This is a genomic window from Tunturiibacter gelidiferens (assembly GCF_013410115.1).
Lineage (GTDB): Bacteria > Acidobacteriota > Terriglobia > Terriglobales > Acidobacteriaceae > Edaphobacter > Edaphobacter gelidiferens.
On the sequence record NZ_JACCCV010000002.1, the window covers coordinates 1,166,784 to 1,184,583 of the forward strand.

The following is a 17,800-nucleotide window of genomic DNA, read 5'->3' on the forward strand; positions in this document are numbered from 1 at the left end:
TCAGGTGCGGGCTGAGTGGATGGTGGCGCGGCACTCGCCTAGTCCGATGCGGGGATGGCCTGGCGATTCGCAGGAGCCGCGAAGGATGATCTCGTCGCCGTCTTCGAGGAAGGTGCGGGTTTCGGCTGTCGGGAGAAGGATGGGTTGGGCGCCGTTGCGGGTGAGCTCGAGGAGACAGCCGGCGGAGGCTTCGGCGGGGCCGGAGATCGTTCCGGTGGCGAGGATGTCGCCTGCCTGGAGGTTGCAGCCGTTGCTCGTGTGGTGAGTGGTCAGTTGGGCGGGGGTCCAGTAAAGGTCCTGGGCGTTGGATTGGCTGAGCGGGAAAGGTTCAAGTTTATTAGCTTTCATGGTTGCGGTTAGGAGAAAGACTTCAAGTGCTACATCCAATCCTCCGGACTTCTGGTCTGCGGCGGAGTGGAGATAGGAAAGAGGTTTCGGATCGGTGGCCAAGCGACGGGCCGCGGGGACTCGGAAGGGTTCCAGTGCGGCGATTGGGGTGACCCAGGGGGAGACGGTGGTAGCGAAGTTTTTGGCCAGAAAGGGGCCGAGAGGCTGGTACTCCCAGGACTGGATGTCGCGGGCCGACCAGTCGTTGAGGAGGCTGATGCCGAAGAGGTGATCGGCTGCATCGGAGATGGGGACAGGGGTGCCCTGAGTACTGGGCTTCCCTATGTAAAGCGCCAGTTCCAATTCGTAGTCCAGCTTGCTGGTGGAAATGAAATTGGGTTGGATTTCTCCGGCGGACGGGCGGGTTTGGCCGATGGGTCGGACGATGGGTTCGCCGCTCACCAGGATGGAAGAGGCCCGCCCGTGATAGCCGATAGGAATGTGCTTGTAGTTGGGGAGGAGAGGCTGGTCGGGGCGGAAAAGCTGACCGACACGGGTGGCGTGGTGGATGGAGGCGTAGAAGTCGGTGTAGTTGGGGATGTGGACCGGTTTTTGGAAGGTTGATCCGGCGATGGAGTGTAGCGCGGCTTCGACTTTTTCCTTGTGCTCGGATTTTACGTCGGCGTGGAGAAGAGTGGTGAGGGTTTTGCGGAGGAGAGCCCAGGATTGAGAGCCCTGAGACATGAGCAGGTTGAGGGTGGGAGCCTGGCAGGCTTCCGTGAGGGTGGCGGGAAGCAGGCCTGATGCGGCACAGGCGTGAAGATCGAGGAGGTGGGCTCCAATGGCGACGCAGAGATGTTGCTGGTCCTCGACCGCGAAAGCGCCGTAGGGGAGATGAGTGAGCGGAAAGTCGGTGGTGGGGTGGTTGGCGTCGGGAAGCCAGCTCTTGTGAGCCGCAATGCTTTGTTTTGCCATGGAGCATGATAGCCGACCCAAGAGGGCTGAGCGTTTCTGGAGATCTTGTCCTGCCGGACGGGCGCCCTGCGCGGGCAGCGGTCACTTCGTGACTTGTAGTTGCTTCGCGGGGTGCTCCCGTTGGTCGCAAGCTAGTGCCCGTGCCGTCCAGCGGGAGGACCGTGGATATTCTTCCTGCCTGGAACGGTACACACGTCACACGAACTGACCGCCGCCGCGCAGGGCTCCCGTCCGGCAGGACATCGCTCCTATTTAGCGGGTAGTTCCGTGTTTGGGGCTACGGCTTTTTTGCGCGAGTACTTGACGAGGATAGTCTTCAGGATGACGTAGAGGACCGGGATGAAGAAGAGGTTGAGCACGGTAGAGAGCACCATGCCGCCAACGATGGCTGTGCCGACGGAGTGACGGCCGTAGGCTCCGGCTCCAGTGGCGAAAAAGAGAGGACCGACGCCGAGAATGAAGGCGATGGAGGTCATCAGGATGGGTCGGAGGCGGAGTTCTGCGGCCTCGATGGCGGCGTCGATGATCGAGCGGCCCTGCTCGAGGAGTTGCTCGGCGAACTCGACGATGAGGATCGAGTTTTTGGCTGAGAGGCCGATGAGCATGACCAGGCCGATCTGGACGTAGACGTCGTCGACCAGGCCGCGGAGAGAGACGAGAGAGAGAGCGCCGAGGATCGCCATAGGAACGGCAAGGAGGATGATGAACGGCAGCGCAAAGGACTCGTACTGGGCCGAGAGGGTGAGGTAGACGACCAGCAGGCCAAGGCCGAAGATGATGATGGCCTTGCCGGCGGACTCAACTTCTTCAAGCGCGAGGCCGGTCCAGGAGTAGGTCATGCCCTGAAGCTTGTTCTTCTGGAAGAGCTTGACCATGGCGTCGTTGCCTTGACCCGAGCTAGTTCCGGGGGCGGGCGAGCCGTCGATCTCGGCCGAGCGGAAGAGGTTGTAGTGGTTGATGACCTGTGGGCCCGAGATCTGAGTGACAGTGGCGAGGTTGTCGAGCGGGATCATCTGGTTGGTGTTGGAGCGAACGTAGTACTGGCGGAGATCCTGCGCGTTGCGGCGGAACTGCTCGTCGGCCTGAACGTAGACGCGGTAGGAGCGGTTGTTGAAGTTGAAGTCGTTGATGTAGCTGGAGCCCATGAAGGTGCCGAGGGCGGCGGTGATCTGGGCGAAGGGGACGCCGATGGTCTCGGCCTTCTGCCGATCGATGATGACCTGAAGTTGCGGATCGTTCGAAGTGAACTGCGTGTTCATCGCGGTGAGGCCAGAGCCAGGGGCGCTGCCTTGCGCGACTAGTGTGTGGGCTACGCGGGAGATATCGTCGAAGGAGTTGCGGCCACCGTCCTGCAGGATGAACTGGAAGCCACCGACGGTGCCGAGGCCAGCGACGGCGGGTGGTTCGGCTGCGAAGGCGATACCGCCGGGGACGCCGAAGAGCTTGGGTCCTACGTCGAGGACGATGTTGTGAGCGGTAAACTTGGGTCCCATCTTGGTGCGGTCGTTGATGGGCTTAAGCGGTGCGAAGATGAGGCCGGAGTTTGGCGAGCTGCCGCCGGCGAGCGAGAAACCCATGACGGAGAAGGTGCCGAAGACGCCGTCGTTCTTGCGTACGAGATCAGCTACGCGGTCGGCGAACTCGCCGGTATAGCTAAGCGAGGCTCCCGGGGGCGTCTGCACGATGATGAGGAAGTAGGACTGGTCTTCCTGCGGGATGAAGGCAGTGGGCACGTAGTTGTACATGAACGCCGTGGCTGCGAGAGCTCCGACGAAGAACAAAAGCATGACGTAGCGAATGCGCACGACGAAGGTGACGATGCGCGCATAAGTCCGAATGACCCACTGGATGACGGCTTCGATGGGGTTCAGGAGCAGCCCCATGATGCCGGTCTTTTTTTGTTCCGGACGCAGGAGGATGGCGGCGAGGGCCGGCGAGAGGGTGAGGGCGTTGAAGGCTGAGATCGCAATGGAGAAGGCGATGGTAAGCGAGAACTGTTTATAGAGAATGCCGGTGGTGCCGGGAAAGAAGCTGACTGGGATGAAGACGGAGATGAGGACGAGCGAGGTGGCGATGACGGCGCTGGTGACCTCGGCCATGGCGATGCTGGTGGCCTTGTGGGGATCGGAGGAGGTCTGCTGCATGCCTTTGCCAACCTTCTCCTGCGCGAGAGTGTCGGGGGCGTAGGGGTCGGGTTCGCTGAGTTCGTGGCGCTCCGGGATGATGGAGTGGCCGGAGAGGTGGCGCTGCACGTTTTCGATCACGACGATGGCGTCGTCGACGACTAGACCTGTAGCGAGAGTGATGCCGAAGAGGGTGAGGGAGTTGATGCTGAAGCCGAAGATCTTGATGAAGGCGAAGGTGCCGATGAGCGAGACCGGGATGGTGACGGCGGGGATGATGGTGGCGCGCCAGTCCTGCAGGAAGAGGAAGATCACGATGATGACGATGACGATCGCTTCACCGATGGTGGTGACGACCTCGTTGACCGACTCGCCGATGACAAGGGTGGTGTCGACTGCGATGATGCCCTTCATGCCAGGGGGGAAGTTTTTCTGGAGCTCTGCGAGGACGGCGCGGCACTTCTTGTCGACGTCGAGGGCGTTGGCGTTGGAGAGCTGCTGGACGCCGACACCGATGGCATCTCCGCCGGAGTATTTGAGGGCTGTGCTGTAGGTTTCGGCGCCTAGCTCCGCGCGGCCGATATCTTTGAACAGAACAACGCCGCCGGCGGTGGGATTGTTTTTGATGACGATGTTTTCGAACTGTTTCGGGTCGTCAAAGCGGCCGATGACTCGAACCGCCATCTGGAAGACCTGCTTGGGATCGGAGGGAGGTTGCCCGAGTTGTCCGGCGGGCACTTCTACGTTCTGCCCTGCGAGGGCATTGGTGACATCGAGTGCGGTGAGACCGCGGGCCGCGAGCCGGTTGGGATCAAGCCAAAGGCGCATGGCGTACTTGCGCTCGCCGAAGATGATGACGGCACCGACGCCGGGGACGCGCTTGAGTGCATCCGAGACATAGACGTCGAGGTAGTTGGAGATGAAGGCCGGGGAGAGGGAGTGGTCGGGAGAGATGAAGCCGGCGGCGAAGATGAAGTTCGAGCTCGCCTTGGTGATGCTGATACCGGTGTTGTTGACGGTGGCGGGGAGACGGCCTTGAACGGTGGCAACGCGATTCTGTACGTCAACAGCGGCTATGTCGAGGTTATAGCCAGTCTGGAAGGTGACGATGATAGAAGAGGTGCCATCGTTGGAGCTGGTGGAGCTCATGTACCGCATACCTTCAACGCCGTTGATGGCCTGCTCGAGGATGATGGTGACGGCGGACTCGACGTCTTTGGAGTTGGCGCCGATGTAGTTGCTGGAGACGATGACCTGAGGCGGCGCGAGATCCGGATAGAGCGAGATCGGAAGGCTCGGAATGCAGACCGCGCCCGCGAGCACGATGAGGAGCGCACAGACCGTGGCGAAGATCGGACGACGAATAAAAAAGTCTACGAACAAGGCTGACCTCTAACCGGAGCGGCTGGCCCCGGGGTGGAGCGTGAGACTGTGCGGAGTCAGGATGAAGTCCGCAGGGATCGATGAATCAGTTGATTAGCCGAGTGGCTTGACCGGCGCACCCTCCTGCAGAAACTGCAGGCCTGAGGTGATTACTTTTTCTCCCGTCTTGAGACCACCAAGAACGGGATAGGTGTTACCGACTGTTTCGCCGACGGTGACCGGCACCTGGTGCGCAACGTAGCCGTCCCCTTTAGGCGTTGCGACGTAGACGAAGGTCTGGCCGCCGACGAGACTGACGGCAAGGACCGGCACTGTGGGCGCAGGTGCGGTGCTCCAGGTGATGCGAGCCTTCACCAGCTGCTGGTTCCGAAGAATGTCCGCCGTCCGTGGGACACTTGCCTTAGCGAGGACGCTTTGCAGTCCGTTATCAACCTGCGGCGAGATGAAGTCAACCTTCGTTTTGACCAGGACGTTGCCTGCCGTATCTAGAATCTCTACCGGAAGTCCATTACGAATGCTGCCGGCGCGTTCAGTTGGGATGTAGATATAAGCTTCAAGGTCAGCGTTCTCGTCCACCGTGGTCAGCAGCGTGGTGGGTGAGACGTAGTCGCCGAGGTGAACTGGGATATCGCCCACAACGCCGTTAAAGGGGGCGCGGATATCGTAGTAGGCGAGTTGCTGCTTCTGGGTATCGGTGAGGGCCTGATTGGACTCGAAGTCGGCCTTGGAGTTTTCGTAGGCCTGATTCGCCTGGTCGTATGTGTCCCGCGAGACCACCCCGGCTTCGAATAGCTTGCGCTGCCGGTCGACTTCGATCTTGTTGTAGTCGTAGAGGGCTTTCTTCTGCGCCTGAGTTCCCTGCTGCGACTGGACCGATGCCATCTGCTTCAAGGGATCGATTCGCATAAGCACCTGACCGGCTTTTACGGCGTCGCCGGACTTCACGAAGATCTTGACCAGGTTGCCGTCGACCTGCGGTTGCATGGTGGACGAGCGACGGCTCTTGATGGTGGCGACGTAGGTGTCGGAGTTGGGAACAGGCGACAACGAGACGGGTGCTACCTTCACCGGCATGGCCTGCGGGGGAGGCTGCGGGGGCGGTGCCGACTTGCAACCTGCGACCAGGCATGCAGCCGCGCAGACAAGCACTGGGAAGACGCGGGGGGTGTTCAAAATCAAGGGCACAGAACTTCTCCTTCACAAGCGACGACTTCGACGACAAGCCACCAAACGGGTTGCAATAAGTGGTGGACAGGAAGATTTACGGCGCAAGATTCTGCGGATCAACGTTTTACTGGCTACGACTCAGGATTTCCATTTTAGATGACTGCGTCCCCGAGAAGGGTTCGGGAATATGTATCTAAAGAGTTTTTGAAGGTGTCCCAACCAATTCCCCGGGGGTGTCAGGCGTCCAAACTGCTCTTTTCAGCAAATGCAAAAGGGTTGAAGCTCTGGTGACGATCAAACGCATCGGCTTGCTCGGCTCGCTTGAGCCAGTTTATGACAAGATACGTGATCGGGGTAGCGACCACCTCATAGCCTACCTTCAGGGCGTAACCGGTGACGATTATGTTGAGGAGGATGCGGACGGGATATATTCCGCCAAAGGTCAGAATAATGACAAGAACCGTGTCGACCGCCTGGCCGACGACGGTGGAACCGATGGTACGGGTCCAAAGCATGCGTCCGTTCGTGAAGAGCTTGAGCCGCGCCATAGTATAGGAGTTGGCGAACTCACCGGCCCAGAAGGCGATAAGACTGGCGGCCAGGATGCGCGGGATAAAACCAAAGACCGTAGAGAACGCCTGCTGATTCTTCCACCCCGGAGCAGAGGGCAGTGCGATGACGACGGCTCCGATGAGATACAGGAGGGCGGTGCCGAAGAAGCCCAGCCAGATGGCTCTCCGTGAGGCGGCGAAGCCGTACACCTCGGTAAAGACGTCTCCGAAGATATAGGTGATGGGGAACAGGAGAACCGCTCCGCTGACCGCGAATGGGCCGATGGACCGGCTGCCGATGGAGATTGGCCCGAAGAGGCAGACCTTTTGCGCGATGAGGTTCGAAACAAGCAGGATGACTACGAATGCGGTCGTGAGGGCGTCAAGATACTTGAAACTGCGAAGAGTCGATGGCGTGGGGGCCGGTTGGATCGTGTGGAGTTGCGACGGCATCGATACCAGTATGCCGTGCCAACGTGAGGCGCGCCAGTTTTTGACAGAGCATGGCTCGGTTGTTAGCGTTAGAAGTGGTGAGGGTGCTGCGGGTGCCTTCTACCTGGTGCGTCCCCGTCGTCTAGCCCGGCCCAGGACACCGCCCTTTCACGGCGATAACATGGGTTCGAATCCCATCGGGGACACCAAAGATTCTAAAAGACCTAAATTAAAACAATAGTGTCGCAGGAAGGTGACCTGTGCCACTATTGTGGCTGCCCGCTATTCGCCCTTTCCCCGGGCCGGTTGCATTGTGTCACCGTTTCGGTTGCAATTTTGGTTGCTACTGGACCAAGCCGCTTTCCCACTAGGTCCTTCGGGGCGCTAACGGATTAATGCATACACGGCTAGCATTTTAGGGTCTGCAACGTTGTCTTTGGGTCATGCACCCTCCTATAGTGATTCCGACAGAAGGCGGACCCCGCAGTTTGCAGAACGGTCCGCGCCAAACTTTGCTGCGGGCAGAAATCTACCTGCCTTGCAAGAATGGCGTAGTCGAAAGGGGATACTGATGAATTCAATCGTAGTCAGCTCGATCATCTTCGTATCCGTCTTCGCCGCGGCTCTCGTCGGCATGGCTGTCCGCCGGGTCGTTCCGGACGATCACGTCGAATCAGATGCAAAGGAAGTCATCAGGCTCGCGACTGGGCTCATTGCGACCATGGCCGCGCTGGTCCTCGGGATGCTGATCTCTTCCGCAAAGTCTTCCTACGATGCTCGCAAGAACGAGGTAGCGGAGATGTCCTCGGAGATTGTCGCCATTGATCGCCTACTGGTAAAGTATGGCCCCGAGACCGGGCCAATTCGTGCGGAGTTTCACCAGACAGTGGAGGCTGGTCTCGAGCGCATCTGGCCAAGTCAGGCATCCCGGAAGTTCGAACTCAGACCGGGGGATCACGGCGAAATTCTTTTCGGCAAGCTGGAGTTGCTGGCCCCGAAAGATGACAGACAGGTCGCCGAGAAAGCCCAGATCATGACAATGGTTTTTGGCTTACGGCAGACTCAATGGCTAATGTTCCTCAGGGCGGAGCAGAACGCCGTTCCGATTCCACTCCTGTTGGTCTTGGTCTCGTGGCTGGCCGCCATCTTTGTCAGCTTCGGTCTTTTCGCCCCGCCCAACCCCACGGTCCTGATAATACTAGCTCTTGGAGCGATGGCGGTTTCCTCTGCGATCTTCCTCATCCTGGAGATGTATACGCCATTCAGCGGAGTTCTCAAGATCTTGCCGACCCCGATTCTCGATGCGCTGAGCCAGATGGGACATTGAAAGCAGACGGGCTCCTGATCGATTCACACTTTCATTCTTCGTTGGGAGTGGCTTGTCGGCCGGACAGCATCACGCACGGTCGGGGTCGCGAGTCTCTGATCTTGTCGCTGTGCCTTTACTTACTTCTTACAATCCGCTGAGAAGACTTCCGTCTGATCGCCTTAGTCTGCCGCACCCCGTCGGCCAGCTGGATATTGTGCGCCGTAACAATAGCTCCGATCAACCCTGGGAAACGCTTGTCGATCTCCGCGCAACGAGAAGTGTTGTGCATCTCGACACCTTGACGCTCGCCCCGTATCAACCCGGCCTCGCGAAGTATTTTGAAGTGCTGCGAAAGCGTTGACTTCGGTATCGGTTTCTCGCTGATATTCGAAAACGCCAAACAGTTGTGGGAACACTCCTGTCCCACAATGTCGGCATAGATCGCCACACGCACCGGGTCAGACAAGGCATGAAGGATCGCTTCAACCGTCACGTCCTGGACCGAGGGGTGGAATAGAGGCCTCATGAACACCACGATAGTCTTTTTACATAAATTGTTCAATAGTGCATAAAACCAGAACTAATGAATCTTCTCATGATCGAACTCCATCTACTCAGCAGTAATGAGAGCCTGCCTTCACGGGCAATTCAGAAATCCCAAGTTCGACAGAGCAATCTCGAAGAGGACTCAGACATGAGCAAGCTAAAAGGTAAAGTAGCAGTCGTCACCGGGGCATCCAAGGGTATCGGGGCCGCCATCGCCAAGTCGCTCGCCGCAGAAGGCGCATCCGTTATCGTCAACTACGCCTCCAGCAAGTCTGGTGCAGACACCGTCGTCTCCGCCATCACCGCAGCCGGAGGCAAAGCCGTCGCCGTCGGTGGAGACGTCTCCAAGGCCGCAGAAGCACAGGGCATAATCGACGCAGCCATCAAGAACTACGGCCGCCTCGACATCCTCGTTAACAACTCGGGCGTCTATGAGTTCTCTCCCATCGAAACCGTAACCGAAGAACAGTTCCACAAGATCTTCAACATCAATGTACTCGGCGTGCTCCTCACCACCCAGGCAGCGGTCAAGCACCTCGGCGAGGGGGCCAGCATCATTAACATCGGCTCTGGCGTCAGCAGTATCACCCCTCCCAACAGCGCCGTCTACACAGGCACCAAAGGCGCTCTCGATGCCATCACCGGTGTCCTCGCAAAGGAACTTGGTGCGCGTAAGATCCGCGTCAACTCAGTCAACCCCGGCATCGTCGACACCGAAGGCACACAGTCCGCCGGGTTCATTGGATCCGACTTCGAGAAAGCTCTCGTCGCGCAAACTCCCCTCGGCCGCGCCGGCCAGGTCGACGACATCGCCTCCGTCGTAACCTTCTTCGCGTCCGAAGACGCAAAGTGGATTACCGGCGAGCGCGTGATCACCGGCGGCGGTCTCCGCTAACTCCACAAAGGCCACTCAACGCCGAGCATCATTCCGTAATTGGGTGGCCTTCAAATCGCGACCGAAAAGCAAGAACACCAACCGTGAAAGGAAGGACTGACATGGGAAAGCTCGAAGGAAAAGTAGCAGTCATCACGGCAGCAACATCAGGCATGGCGCTTGCCACAGCAAAACTCTTCGTGAAAGAGGGCGCATATGTCTTCATCACCGGCCGCCGTCAGGACAAACTCGATGAAGCCGTCAAGGCCATCGGCAAGAACGTGACCGGCGTCCAGGGCGACGCTGCAAACCTCGCTGACCTCGATCGCTTATACAAAACCGTCAAGAAAGAAAAAGGAAAGATCGATATCCTCTTCGCCAGCGCAGGCCAGGGCGAGTTCGCAAAGATCGGTGAAGTCACCGAAGAACACTTCGATAAAACCTTCGACCTCAACGTGCGCGGCACACTGTTCACCGTGCAGAAGGCCCTCCCGCTCTTCAACGACGGCGGCTCGATCTTCATGAACGGCTCCATCGCCAGCATCAAGGGCTTCCCTGCCTTCGGCGTCTACAGCGCCAGCAAAGCCGCGGTGCGATCCTTTGCGCGCACATGGCTCAATGACCTCAAGGACCGCAAAATCCGCGTCAACGTCCTCAGCCCAGGGACCATCGATACCCCAATCCTCGATCCTCTAGGACCCGACGCGAAGGAGTACTTCAAGACACTTATCCCACGTGGCGAAATCGGTCGCCCCGAAGAGATCGCGACCGTAGCGCTCTTCCTCGCCTCTGACGACTCAAGCTTCGTCAACGGTATTGAGCTATTCGTAGACGGCGGAACAGCACAGATCTAACACAACTAGATATCGATGAAACAAACTGAGTGAACTCGCCACGCTGTCCGTCAGCATCAAGCAGCGTGGCGGCCCCAGTTCAGACCAGAGTAGGAACTACCAATGATTGAATTCATAGTCATTTTGGCTTTTTCGATAAGAGAGGTACTACAGCATGAACCCAGAAGCTTCGCTCATCGACTCGGCGCTCCGCGGTTGGAAGTCAAACGTTGACCGCACAACGAAACTCTTCGGCGCTCTTACAGAAGAGCAGCTTCTCGAACAGGTCGCTCCCGGGAAGAACAGGCTTATCTATCTCTGAGGACGATCCAATCCTGCGCGGTGCGCTGCATCCACGTTCCCACGTTAGAGACCAGCGCCCCACAAGCCCACACTCGATAGTTGAAGCTGTTCAGCGAACGGAAGGTCCCTTTCGTCGGCCCGCTCATGAGTTCCCATGTGAGTTGCCGCCGTGGAACCGTCCGAAACTGCGCGCCGTCATCACACCCATCAGAAGAATGCCCAATCCCAAAGAAACGACATGATCCGTAGAACGCAAACTGAAGCTGCCAACACGACAAATCAGAACATAAGCAACCATCAGATTAAAAAATCCCCAAAGCACGTTCACCAACGAAGAAGAAAGTCCTTCGCCAGGCGGTTTAGCAAATGGGCTTTGAAAGGGACGTCCCATCACGCCGCTCACAAAATGCGGAATAGCGTTTGTGAGAAAAACGCCGCCAAACAAGTACGCTGCAGATTGACCCCATTCCATTTGGAAGGATGCTCCTTTTCGTTGAACAAGAATTTTTCTTAGTTACATTCGCCTCAAACCTGTTCCAGAGCGCGGTGACGCCACCTCACGCGCGGGTGCTGTCGAGGAGAGCGACGATCTCTTTGGTCGTGCCGGTTTCACCCAAGCGCGGGAAGACCCTGGTGATGCTATTGATGTGAGCATCGAGGTTCATATCCGTCATAGCGTCCACAGCGAGGGTGACGTTGAAACCGTTCTCGTGCGCCTGCCGGGCAGTGGATTCGATACCGGAACTCGTGGCGACCCCGGCGACCACAACCTGCGTGACACCCAGCTTCTTCAGATGTTCCTCAAGACCCGTATTCGTGAAGGCTCCCCACGTCCGCTTCGTCACCGTGTGGTCTCGCGGCTGCTGGTTCAACTCAGGAACGAGATCCGTCCATCCGGCAGGAAACTCACGAACTCTGGGTGCCTGTTCCGTTCGCCCCGGTGCTCCGGCGGAGACGTTGACCAACACTACCGGCAAGTCATGTCGACGGAACGCATCCGCTAATAAACTGGCATGCTTCACGACACCCCCCACGGGATGTGCGGTGGGCATCGCAACGATACCATTCTGCAGATCGATGATCACAAGAGCGGTCTTCGGGTCAACAGCCGTTATTGCCATGGTGTTCTCCTTCTTTTGTTTCGAACTGCGGTTAGCCTGGAATGCGGAGCATTAGAAAAATTTCGACAGGAACCGTGAGCTACTGGTGAATCGGTCGTCGAGTACGGAGCTAGCGACACACCAATAACGCCGCTTCTGGATTGATAAGCCTGAGAGCTGTCGAGCAGGGATCGGTGAGTCCTAAACATGAGGTAACCCTCAAGTTTGTTCTAAGGGCTTAGAATATGAGTATGTCCTCAACAATGTCAAGCCCGAGGCGGGCTCCACAGCAAGAGCGAGGAGAACGACGTCTTAGCCAGTTGCTGGAAGCCGCCGCGTCTCTGCTGGCTGAGGTTGGTTACGACGCTGCCACCATGACTGAGATCGCCGACCGCGCCAGTGCTTCCATCGGAACCCTCTATCAATACTTTCCCAATAAGCCGGCGATCGTCCTGGCACTCCGGAGACAATACGTCGCAGAGATGGAAGAGCGCTGGGCGCACCTCAACGAGCAGACCGTGGCGGAGATGACTGTGAGGCAGATAGCTCACCATCTCGTCCAACTGACGACTCGTTTCGTAGACGAACACCCAGCCTATTTCGCAATCCTTGACGCTCCGGTGAAATACAAGCGCAGTCAAGAAGCAAGAAACCGACTAAGGGAGAGAATCGCCAACGTATTCCGCAGCAAAAGACCTGCCATTTCGCAAGAAATGGCGTTCCGAATGGCGAACGTCTCTCTGGGTATCATCAAAAGCATGAACAAGCTCTACGCAGAAGCCAATTTCAAAGAACGGGAAGAACTTGTCAAGGAATACAAACTCGCTCTCGCTGCCTATCTAGAGTCGCGTTTGGCCCCATAAAGAAGTGACCAGACCCGATTTGTAGCCTGAACCAATGGCCCCATAAGATCATCAACGCGGCTGCGACTTCACGTGAATCGAGTCCGCCGCCAAAGACACCACCCTCCGACGAAGAGACTAATCATCAACACCACACTCAGAAACACGGCCCAACGAAAGTCCATCGTCAGCGGTGGCGTCATTGCCCGAACTCCCAGAGTGACAAAGACCGCAGTCGCAGTCAGAACGATGACGTAGTCCCACCAACGACGCCGTCTGTCTCTTCCGTCGAGTTCATCTCCGGCCTGCGCCATCATCGTTCGCTGGTAGTTCAAGCCGTACCGATTGCACTCCCGCATTACAGCCTCATTCGTCGAACTTCGCTCCTTTGCCGATGCCACCGCTGTGCTGATAGCGAGTGCACCAAGGATCATAATGACTGACCCTGCAATCACCATCGACTTATGCTGCCAGTCAGCCGCCGCTAATTCGCCGAATACCAGCGCACCCCACGCAAGTCCCCAAAGCTGATTCGTATTCGAAAGCGGGATCCCCCGTCCAATCCCCAAATACTTCGCCGCAAACTGTTGAAACAGATCCCCGATCACCCACACAAATCCCCCAAGAAATAGCCAGAACAACACTCCCGGCATTTGAAACAGCCGGAACGCCGACGAGTGCAGCCCGCCATCCAGAGTCAGCGTTAACGCCAGCACTGTTCCCAACTCGCCCACCGTAAACACTGTCACAAACGACAGCGGATTCATCCCGCTCAGATAAGCCTTGCGATACGGAACATACATGGTCCCCCACATCAGGCTCGCGCCCAACGCCGCAATAATCCCGCGAAAAGCATGACTCCCTACCACTCCGCCGTAGATCGTGCTGAAACCCAGCATCACCGCAGCAATCACGATTGCCATCGCGCCCACGACAACCTTTGCAATATTCCTTCCGCTCGCTCCCTCCAACTCTCGAAACAGAACTCGTCCCCAGAACAACCCAATCAGCGAGTTCGCATTCCACATCGGAAACGCCACAGCCAATCCCACATCACGAATCGCAAAGACGGTGAGAGTATTGGCCACCGCCCACAGCGCGCCCGCCATCAGCGCCCACACGATCAAATGCTTCCTCTCCGACAGATCCTCGAAGACGTAACCCGTCCCCTTCAACAGGGTAGGAAAGGTCCATCGCGCCGTAAATACCCCCGCAACCATACACAGCGAGATCGCAAACGGAGAGAACCCTGCATTCACAAGCTTCGTCGGAGCCTCCGCCGCGCCCAGCCAAACGCCCGCCGTCAATCCGCAGATGACACCCAAACCATGCAGAGACAACCGCGTTCTTCTCACCCGATCTAACGCAAGCGCCATTCGACTCCCTCGATGCTTTCCTTCAAACCGCCCGTATTCCACCGCTTTAATGCAACGCCGCCAGCAGAGCAATCCCCAGCACAAGCACACAGAGTGGAATTAGGAAGTGGCTGTCGGTAGCAATCGTCTTTACCCTTTTTCCGAAACTCACATCAACCTCCAAACGATCTTGTCCATAGTAAGTGGTTACGCTCTCCATTAAACTTCGCTACATTGGTGTGCATGCATTTGAGGCTGTTCCTCGCAATTCCGCTTGTCGCCATCGGCCTCATCGTGCCGCCTGCATCCGCGTGTGCCGAGTCGTCCACGTTACCAGCCGAAGGAGTGCTCCATCGGCTCATGCCTCATCTTGCGCCACAGTTACAACTCGCTCTCGTCCCGAAGCCCGACCACAAGGACTATTTCCGGATCACCGGCACCCGAGGCCACATTCTCGTTGCAGCAGCCACGCAGCCTACCTTGCTGTATGGCGTCAACTGGTATCTGAAGTACGTAGCCCACTTGCAGATTTCACCCAACGGCTCACAGCTCGGCTCTCCCGGCCTGATCCTCCCCGCACCTGACGTCCCAATCGAGAAGCCCGCTCTTTACCCCTGGCGCTACGCCCTGAATGAGAACGTCGATGGCTACTCCGCTCCTTACTGGGATCAGGAACGCTGGCAGCATGAGATAGACATCCTCGCCCTGAGCGGCACCAACGCCATCCTCATCGAACGCGGCATGGACCTTGTTCTCTACCAAACCTTTCGCGACTCCGGCTACTCAGACGAGGCCATCCGAAACTGGATCGTTCAGCCAGCTCACCAAAACTGGCAGCTGATGGGCAACATGTGTTGCTTCCAGGGTCCCATCTCCATGGAGCTTCTCGAAAAACGTTCTCACTCAGCACAACAACTCATCGCCGCACTCCGCAGCCTCGGCATCACGCCCGTTCTGCCCGGCTACTACGGCATCGTCCCCGCCGACTTTGCCTCCCTTCACCCCGGCGCACACGTCATCAGGCAAGGCGACTGGAATGGATTCACTCGCCCCGGTTGGCTCGATCCCCGCGATCCAAACTTCGACAAACTAGCGACATCTTTCTACCGCCATCAGCACGCCCTCTATGGCGATTCGGCCATCTACGACATGGAGATCTTCCAGGAGGGCGGCGCAGCCGGCGACGTCCCGGTTCCAGCCGCCGCAAAAAAAGTGCAACAAGCCCTCATGCGCGACCACCCCAACGCGCTCTGGATGCTCCTCGGATGGCAGCAAAACCCAACCCAGGAGTTACTCTCTGCCGTAGACACCAGTCACGTTCTCATAGCCGAGATCGAGCAAGGCCGCATCCCCCGAGAGAACCGTGACCGCGAGTTTCGTGGTGCATCCTGGCTCTACGGTGGACTCTGGGAGTTCGGCGGACGCACCACCATGGGAGCGCCCCTCTACGACTACGCCGTTCGCCTCCCCAAATTGGCCGCGCTCCCCAACAGCCGCATCGTCGGGACCGCCGTCTTCACCGAAGGCATGGACACCAACCCCTTCGCCTTCGACTTCTACACCGAGATGGCCTGGCACACTGATTCCGTCGACCTGGCCGAATGGACCAACGCCTACGCAACCCGCCGATACGGAGCGGACGACTCACACGCTCGTCGCGCCTGGCAGATCCTACTCCAAACAGCCTACGGCTACCGAGCCGACGGCAACACACAGCACGGAGAACGCGACGCCTCACAAGACTCCGTCTTCAACTCCCAGCCATCCCTGACCGCAGCACGCGCCGCAACATGGTCCCCCGACGTCTTGCGCTACAACCCAGCCGACTTCGCCCCCGCACTCACCGAACTTCTCGAAGTCGACCCCGCATTACGCTCCACCGAAACCTATCACTACGACCTCGTCGACGTAGCCCGGCAGGCGATGGCCAATGAGAGCCGCCGCCTCTTGCCGCTGATCAAGCAAGCCTACGACTCCAAAGACAAGACGGCCTTCGCCAAACTCACGAAGGAATGGCTTCACGACATGGAGCTACAGGACCAACTCCTCCAGACCAGCCCCTTCTTCCTTCTCGGAAGATGGCTCTCCTTCGTCCCGCCCTGGGCATCGTCACCAGGGGAGCTCGAACGGCTCAACTACGATGCCCGCTCCATCCTCACCACCTGGGGCGACCGCAAGGCCAGCGAGTACGGCCTTCACGAGTACGGCAACCGAGACTGGGCTGGCTTGACGAGCGACTACTACATGGTCCGCTGGCAGATGTACTTCGACTCGCTCTCTGCCTCGCTCGATACCGGCGAAGCCCCAAAGCCCATGGACTGGTATTCCTTCGGCGACGATTGGAATCACAGCCGCAAAACCTACGACGCCGAGCCGCACGGCGACTCCTACGCCGCTGCTCTTGCTATCGCCCGCACCCTTCACCTCGCTCCCAACCAACAGTCCGAGGCTCACCAGTAAACTATGACCACAATGAGCGCACCCTCCGAAACCCCTTGGCCCTCTCTTACCGGCGCCCGTCCAGCACGCCTTCTCTCACTCGACTTCCTGCGCGGCCTCACCATCGCCTTCATGATTCTCGTCAACAACAACGGCGATGAACTCCGAGCCTACTGGCCCCTCAAACACGCCGCCTGGAACGGCTTCACCCCAACCGATCTCGTCTTTCCCACCTTCCTCTTTCTCGTCGGTATCTCGACCGTCTTCTCCACTGCCTCGAGGCTCGCTCAAGGCGCCACCCGACAATCCCTCTTGCTCCACGTCCTCCGCCGTGCCGTGATCCTCTTCCTGCTCGGCCTCCTGGTCAACAGCTTTCCCTTCTTCAACCTCCACACCATGCGCTTCTACGGAGTGCTCCCCCGCATCGCCATCTGCTACTTCGTCGTTGCCTCGCTCTATCTCATCAGCCCCGGCTGGCGCAGCAAAGCAGTTCTAGCCGTCTCCGCACTCCTTGCCTACTGGATCCTGATGCGCTTCGTCCCTGTCCCGGGATACGGCGTTCCCACCCACGACATTCCTCTCCTCGACCGCGACGCCAATCTCACCGCATGGCTCGACCGACAGATCTTCTCCGCCTCTCATCTCTACGAGCACACCCGCGACCCCGAAGGTCTTCTCAGCACCATCCCCGCCCTCGCCACCGCTCTCCTCGGCGTCCTCACCGGCATCTGGCTGCGCACCCAGCGCACGCTCAATCAGAAGATAACCGGCATCGCCACAGCAGGCCTCAGCGGCATTCTTCTCGGAGGACTCTGGAACCTCTCCTTCCCCATCAACAAAAAACTCTGGACCAGTTCCTACGTCCTCTTCGCCGGCGGCCTCAGCCTCTCCCTCCTCGCCCTGAGCCTGTTCATCGTCGATCTACCCAAGAAACAAAACGCCAAACAAAATCACGACGGCCTCCTCAAGCCCTTTTTCATCTTTGGAACCAACGCCATCGTCGCCTACGTCTTCTCCGAGCTACTGGCAGCTGCACTATCAAGCATCCCCGTCCATCCAGGCGTCAACCTTCAGCAATCCATCTTTCGCTCGATCCTGCAGGCCGTTCCGAACACAGCATTCGCCTCTCTGCTCTACGCCCTCGCGTTCGTAGCCGTATGCTGGCTCTTCGTAGCCGTCCTCTACCGCCGCAAAATCTTCATCAAGATCTAAACCACACCCAACCATCATGTGTCCGGCGA

General features: G+C 58.2%; 15 protein-coding genes and 1 tRNA gene. 8 read left to right on the forward strand and 8 right to left on the reverse strand.

Going from position 1 to position 17,800, the window contains the following annotated elements; translation table 11 throughout:
* The 4 genes from fahA to HDF12_RS16910 all read right to left on the reverse strand — a co-directional run bounded on the left by fahA (nucleotide 1) and on the right by HDF12_RS16910 (nucleotide 6,979).
* Complete coding sequence (gene fahA, locus HDF12_RS16895; RefSeq protein ID WP_179585218.1) at nucleotides 1-1,302, reverse strand: fumarylacetoacetase; 1,302 nt, start codon at nucleotides 1,300-1,302, stop codon at nucleotides 1-3.
* Nucleotides 1,303-1,550: 248 nt separating this feature from the next.
* Nucleotides 1,551-4,808, reverse strand: coding sequence for an efflux RND transporter permease subunit (locus tag HDF12_RS16900; protein WP_179585220.1), 3,258 nt, complete (start codon nucleotides 4,806-4,808; stop codon nucleotides 1,551-1,553).
* A 93-nt stretch (nucleotides 4,809-4,901) separates the two neighbouring features.
* Nucleotides 4,902-5,993, reverse strand: a complete 1,092-nt coding sequence (locus HDF12_RS16905) for an efflux RND transporter periplasmic adaptor subunit (RefSeq protein ID WP_373563950.1) — start codon at nucleotides 5,991-5,993, stop codon at nucleotides 4,902-4,904.
* A 218-nt stretch (nucleotides 5,994-6,211) separates the two neighbouring features.
* Nucleotides 6,212-6,979: a queuosine precursor transporter gene (locus HDF12_RS16910; protein WP_179585222.1), complete on the reverse strand. Its 768-nt coding sequence runs from the start codon at nucleotides 6,977-6,979 to the stop codon at nucleotides 6,212-6,214.
* Nucleotides 6,980-7,089: 110 nt separating this feature from the next.
* On the opposite strand from HDF12_RS16910, the gene HDF12_RS16915 reads away from it, so the two are divergent.
* A tRNA-Glu gene (locus tag HDF12_RS16915) sits at nucleotides 7,090-7,167 on the forward strand.
* Between the two features lie 362 nt (nucleotides 7,168-7,529).
* The gene (locus tag HDF12_RS16920; RefSeq protein ID WP_179585224.1) at nucleotides 7,530-8,285 is read left to right on the forward strand and encodes a bestrophin-like domain; all 756 of its coding nucleotides are present in this window, start codon (nucleotides 7,530-7,532) and stop codon (nucleotides 8,283-8,285) included.
* 115 nt (nucleotides 8,286-8,400) lie between these two features.
* Here HDF12_RS16920 and HDF12_RS16925 read toward each other — a convergent pair whose 3' ends face one another.
* Complete coding sequence (locus tag HDF12_RS16925; RefSeq protein ID WP_373563951.1) at nucleotides 8,401-8,760, reverse strand: ArsR/SmtB family transcription factor; 360 nt, start codon at nucleotides 8,758-8,760, stop codon at nucleotides 8,401-8,403.
* 201 nt (nucleotides 8,761-8,961) lie between these two features.
* Between HDF12_RS16925 and HDF12_RS16930 the strand changes: the two genes are divergently transcribed.
* The 3 genes from HDF12_RS16930 (at nucleotide 8,962) to HDF12_RS16940 (ending at nucleotide 10,842) form a co-directional block, all read left to right on the forward strand.
* Entirely contained in the window at nucleotides 8,962-9,708 is a 747-nt protein-coding gene (locus HDF12_RS16930; protein WP_179585226.1) for a glucose 1-dehydrogenase, read from the forward strand.
* Between the two features lie 101 nt (nucleotides 9,709-9,809).
* Complete coding sequence (locus HDF12_RS16935; RefSeq protein WP_179585228.1) at nucleotides 9,810-10,541, forward strand: SDR family NAD(P)-dependent oxidoreductase; 732 nt, start codon at nucleotides 9,810-9,812, stop codon at nucleotides 10,539-10,541.
* A 154-nt stretch (nucleotides 10,542-10,695) separates the two neighbouring features.
* Complete coding sequence (locus tag HDF12_RS16940; RefSeq protein WP_179585229.1) at nucleotides 10,696-10,842, forward strand: hypothetical protein; 147 nt, start codon at nucleotides 10,696-10,698, stop codon at nucleotides 10,840-10,842.
* Between the two features lie 123 nt (nucleotides 10,843-10,965).
* On the opposite strand, the gene HDF12_RS16945 is transcribed toward HDF12_RS16940, so the two are convergent.
* Together HDF12_RS16945 and HDF12_RS16950 are read right to left on the reverse strand one after the other, a co-directional pair.
* Nucleotides 10,966-11,295, reverse strand: a complete 330-nt coding sequence (locus tag HDF12_RS16945) for a hypothetical protein (RefSeq protein ID WP_179585231.1) — start codon at nucleotides 11,293-11,295, stop codon at nucleotides 10,966-10,968.
* 85 nt (nucleotides 11,296-11,380) lie between these two features.
* Nucleotides 11,381-11,944, reverse strand: coding sequence for a cysteine hydrolase family protein (locus HDF12_RS16950; protein ID WP_179585233.1), 564 nt, complete (start codon nucleotides 11,942-11,944; stop codon nucleotides 11,381-11,383).
* A gap of 299 nt (nucleotides 11,945-12,243) precedes the next feature.
* Here HDF12_RS16950 and HDF12_RS16955 point away from each other — a divergent pair, with 299 nt between their 5' ends.
* Nucleotides 12,244-12,786, forward strand: a complete 543-nt coding sequence (locus HDF12_RS16955; protein ID WP_179585235.1) for a TetR/AcrR family transcriptional regulator — start codon at nucleotides 12,244-12,246, stop codon at nucleotides 12,784-12,786.
* 68 nt (nucleotides 12,787-12,854) lie between these two features.
* On the opposite strand, the gene HDF12_RS16960 is transcribed toward HDF12_RS16955, so the two are convergent.
* A complete protein-coding gene (locus HDF12_RS16960) occupies nucleotides 12,855-14,141 on the reverse strand; it encodes a GRP family sugar transporter (protein ID WP_179585237.1) in 1,287 nt (428 codons plus the stop codon).
* 222 nt (nucleotides 14,142-14,363) lie between these two features.
* Between HDF12_RS16960 and HDF12_RS16965 the strand changes: the two genes are divergently transcribed.
* Together HDF12_RS16965 and HDF12_RS16970 are read left to right on the forward strand one after the other, a co-directional pair.
* Nucleotides 14,364-16,580 carry an alpha-N-acetylglucosaminidase gene (locus tag HDF12_RS16965; RefSeq protein ID WP_179585239.1) on the forward strand — a complete coding sequence of 739 codons (2,217 nt, stop codon included), beginning with the start codon at nucleotides 14,364-14,366 and terminating at the stop codon, nucleotides 16,578-16,580.
* 3 nt (nucleotides 16,581-16,583) lie between these two features.
* Complete coding sequence (locus HDF12_RS16970; RefSeq protein ID WP_246374161.1) at nucleotides 16,584-17,771, forward strand: acyltransferase family protein; 1,188 nt, start codon at nucleotides 16,584-16,586, stop codon at nucleotides 17,769-17,771.
* Nucleotides 17,772-17,800 lie beyond the last annotated feature (29 nt).

Coding starts and splice junctions, on each gene's coding strand:
- fahA (WP_179585218.1), bottom strand. CDS start 1,302: ATGGCAAAACAAAGCATTGCGGCTCACAAGAGCTGGCTTCCCGACGCC.
- HDF12_RS16910 (WP_179585222.1), bottom strand. CDS start 6,979: ATGCCGTCGCAACTCCACACGATCCAACCGGCCCCCACGCCATCGACT.
- HDF12_RS16920 (WP_179585224.1), top strand. CDS start 7,530: ATGAATTCAATCGTAGTCAGCTCGATCATCTTCGTATCCGTCTTCGCC.
- HDF12_RS16930 (WP_179585226.1), top strand. CDS start 8,962: ATGAGCAAGCTAAAAGGTAAAGTAGCAGTCGTCACCGGGGCATCCAAG.
- HDF12_RS16935 (WP_179585228.1), top strand. CDS start 9,810: ATGGGAAAGCTCGAAGGAAAAGTAGCAGTCATCACGGCAGCAACATCA.
- HDF12_RS16940 (WP_179585229.1), top strand. CDS start 10,696: ATGAACCCAGAAGCTTCGCTCATCGACTCGGCGCTCCGCGGTTGGAAG.
- HDF12_RS16945 (WP_179585231.1), bottom strand. CDS start 11,295: ATGGAATGGGGTCAATCTGCAGCGTACTTGTTTGGCGGCGTTTTTCTC.
- HDF12_RS16950 (WP_179585233.1), bottom strand. CDS start 11,944: ATGGCAATAACGGCTGTTGACCCGAAGACCGCTCTTGTGATCATCGAT.
- HDF12_RS16960 (WP_179585237.1), bottom strand. CDS start 14,141: ATGGCGCTTGCGTTAGATCGGGTGAGAAGAACGCGGTTGTCTCTGCAT.
- HDF12_RS16965 (WP_179585239.1), top strand. CDS start 14,364: ATGCATTTGAGGCTGTTCCTCGCAATTCCGCTTGTCGCCATCGGCCTC.
- HDF12_RS16970 (WP_246374161.1), top strand. CDS start 16,584: ATGACCACAATGAGCGCACCCTCCGAAACCCCTTGGCCCTCTCTTACC.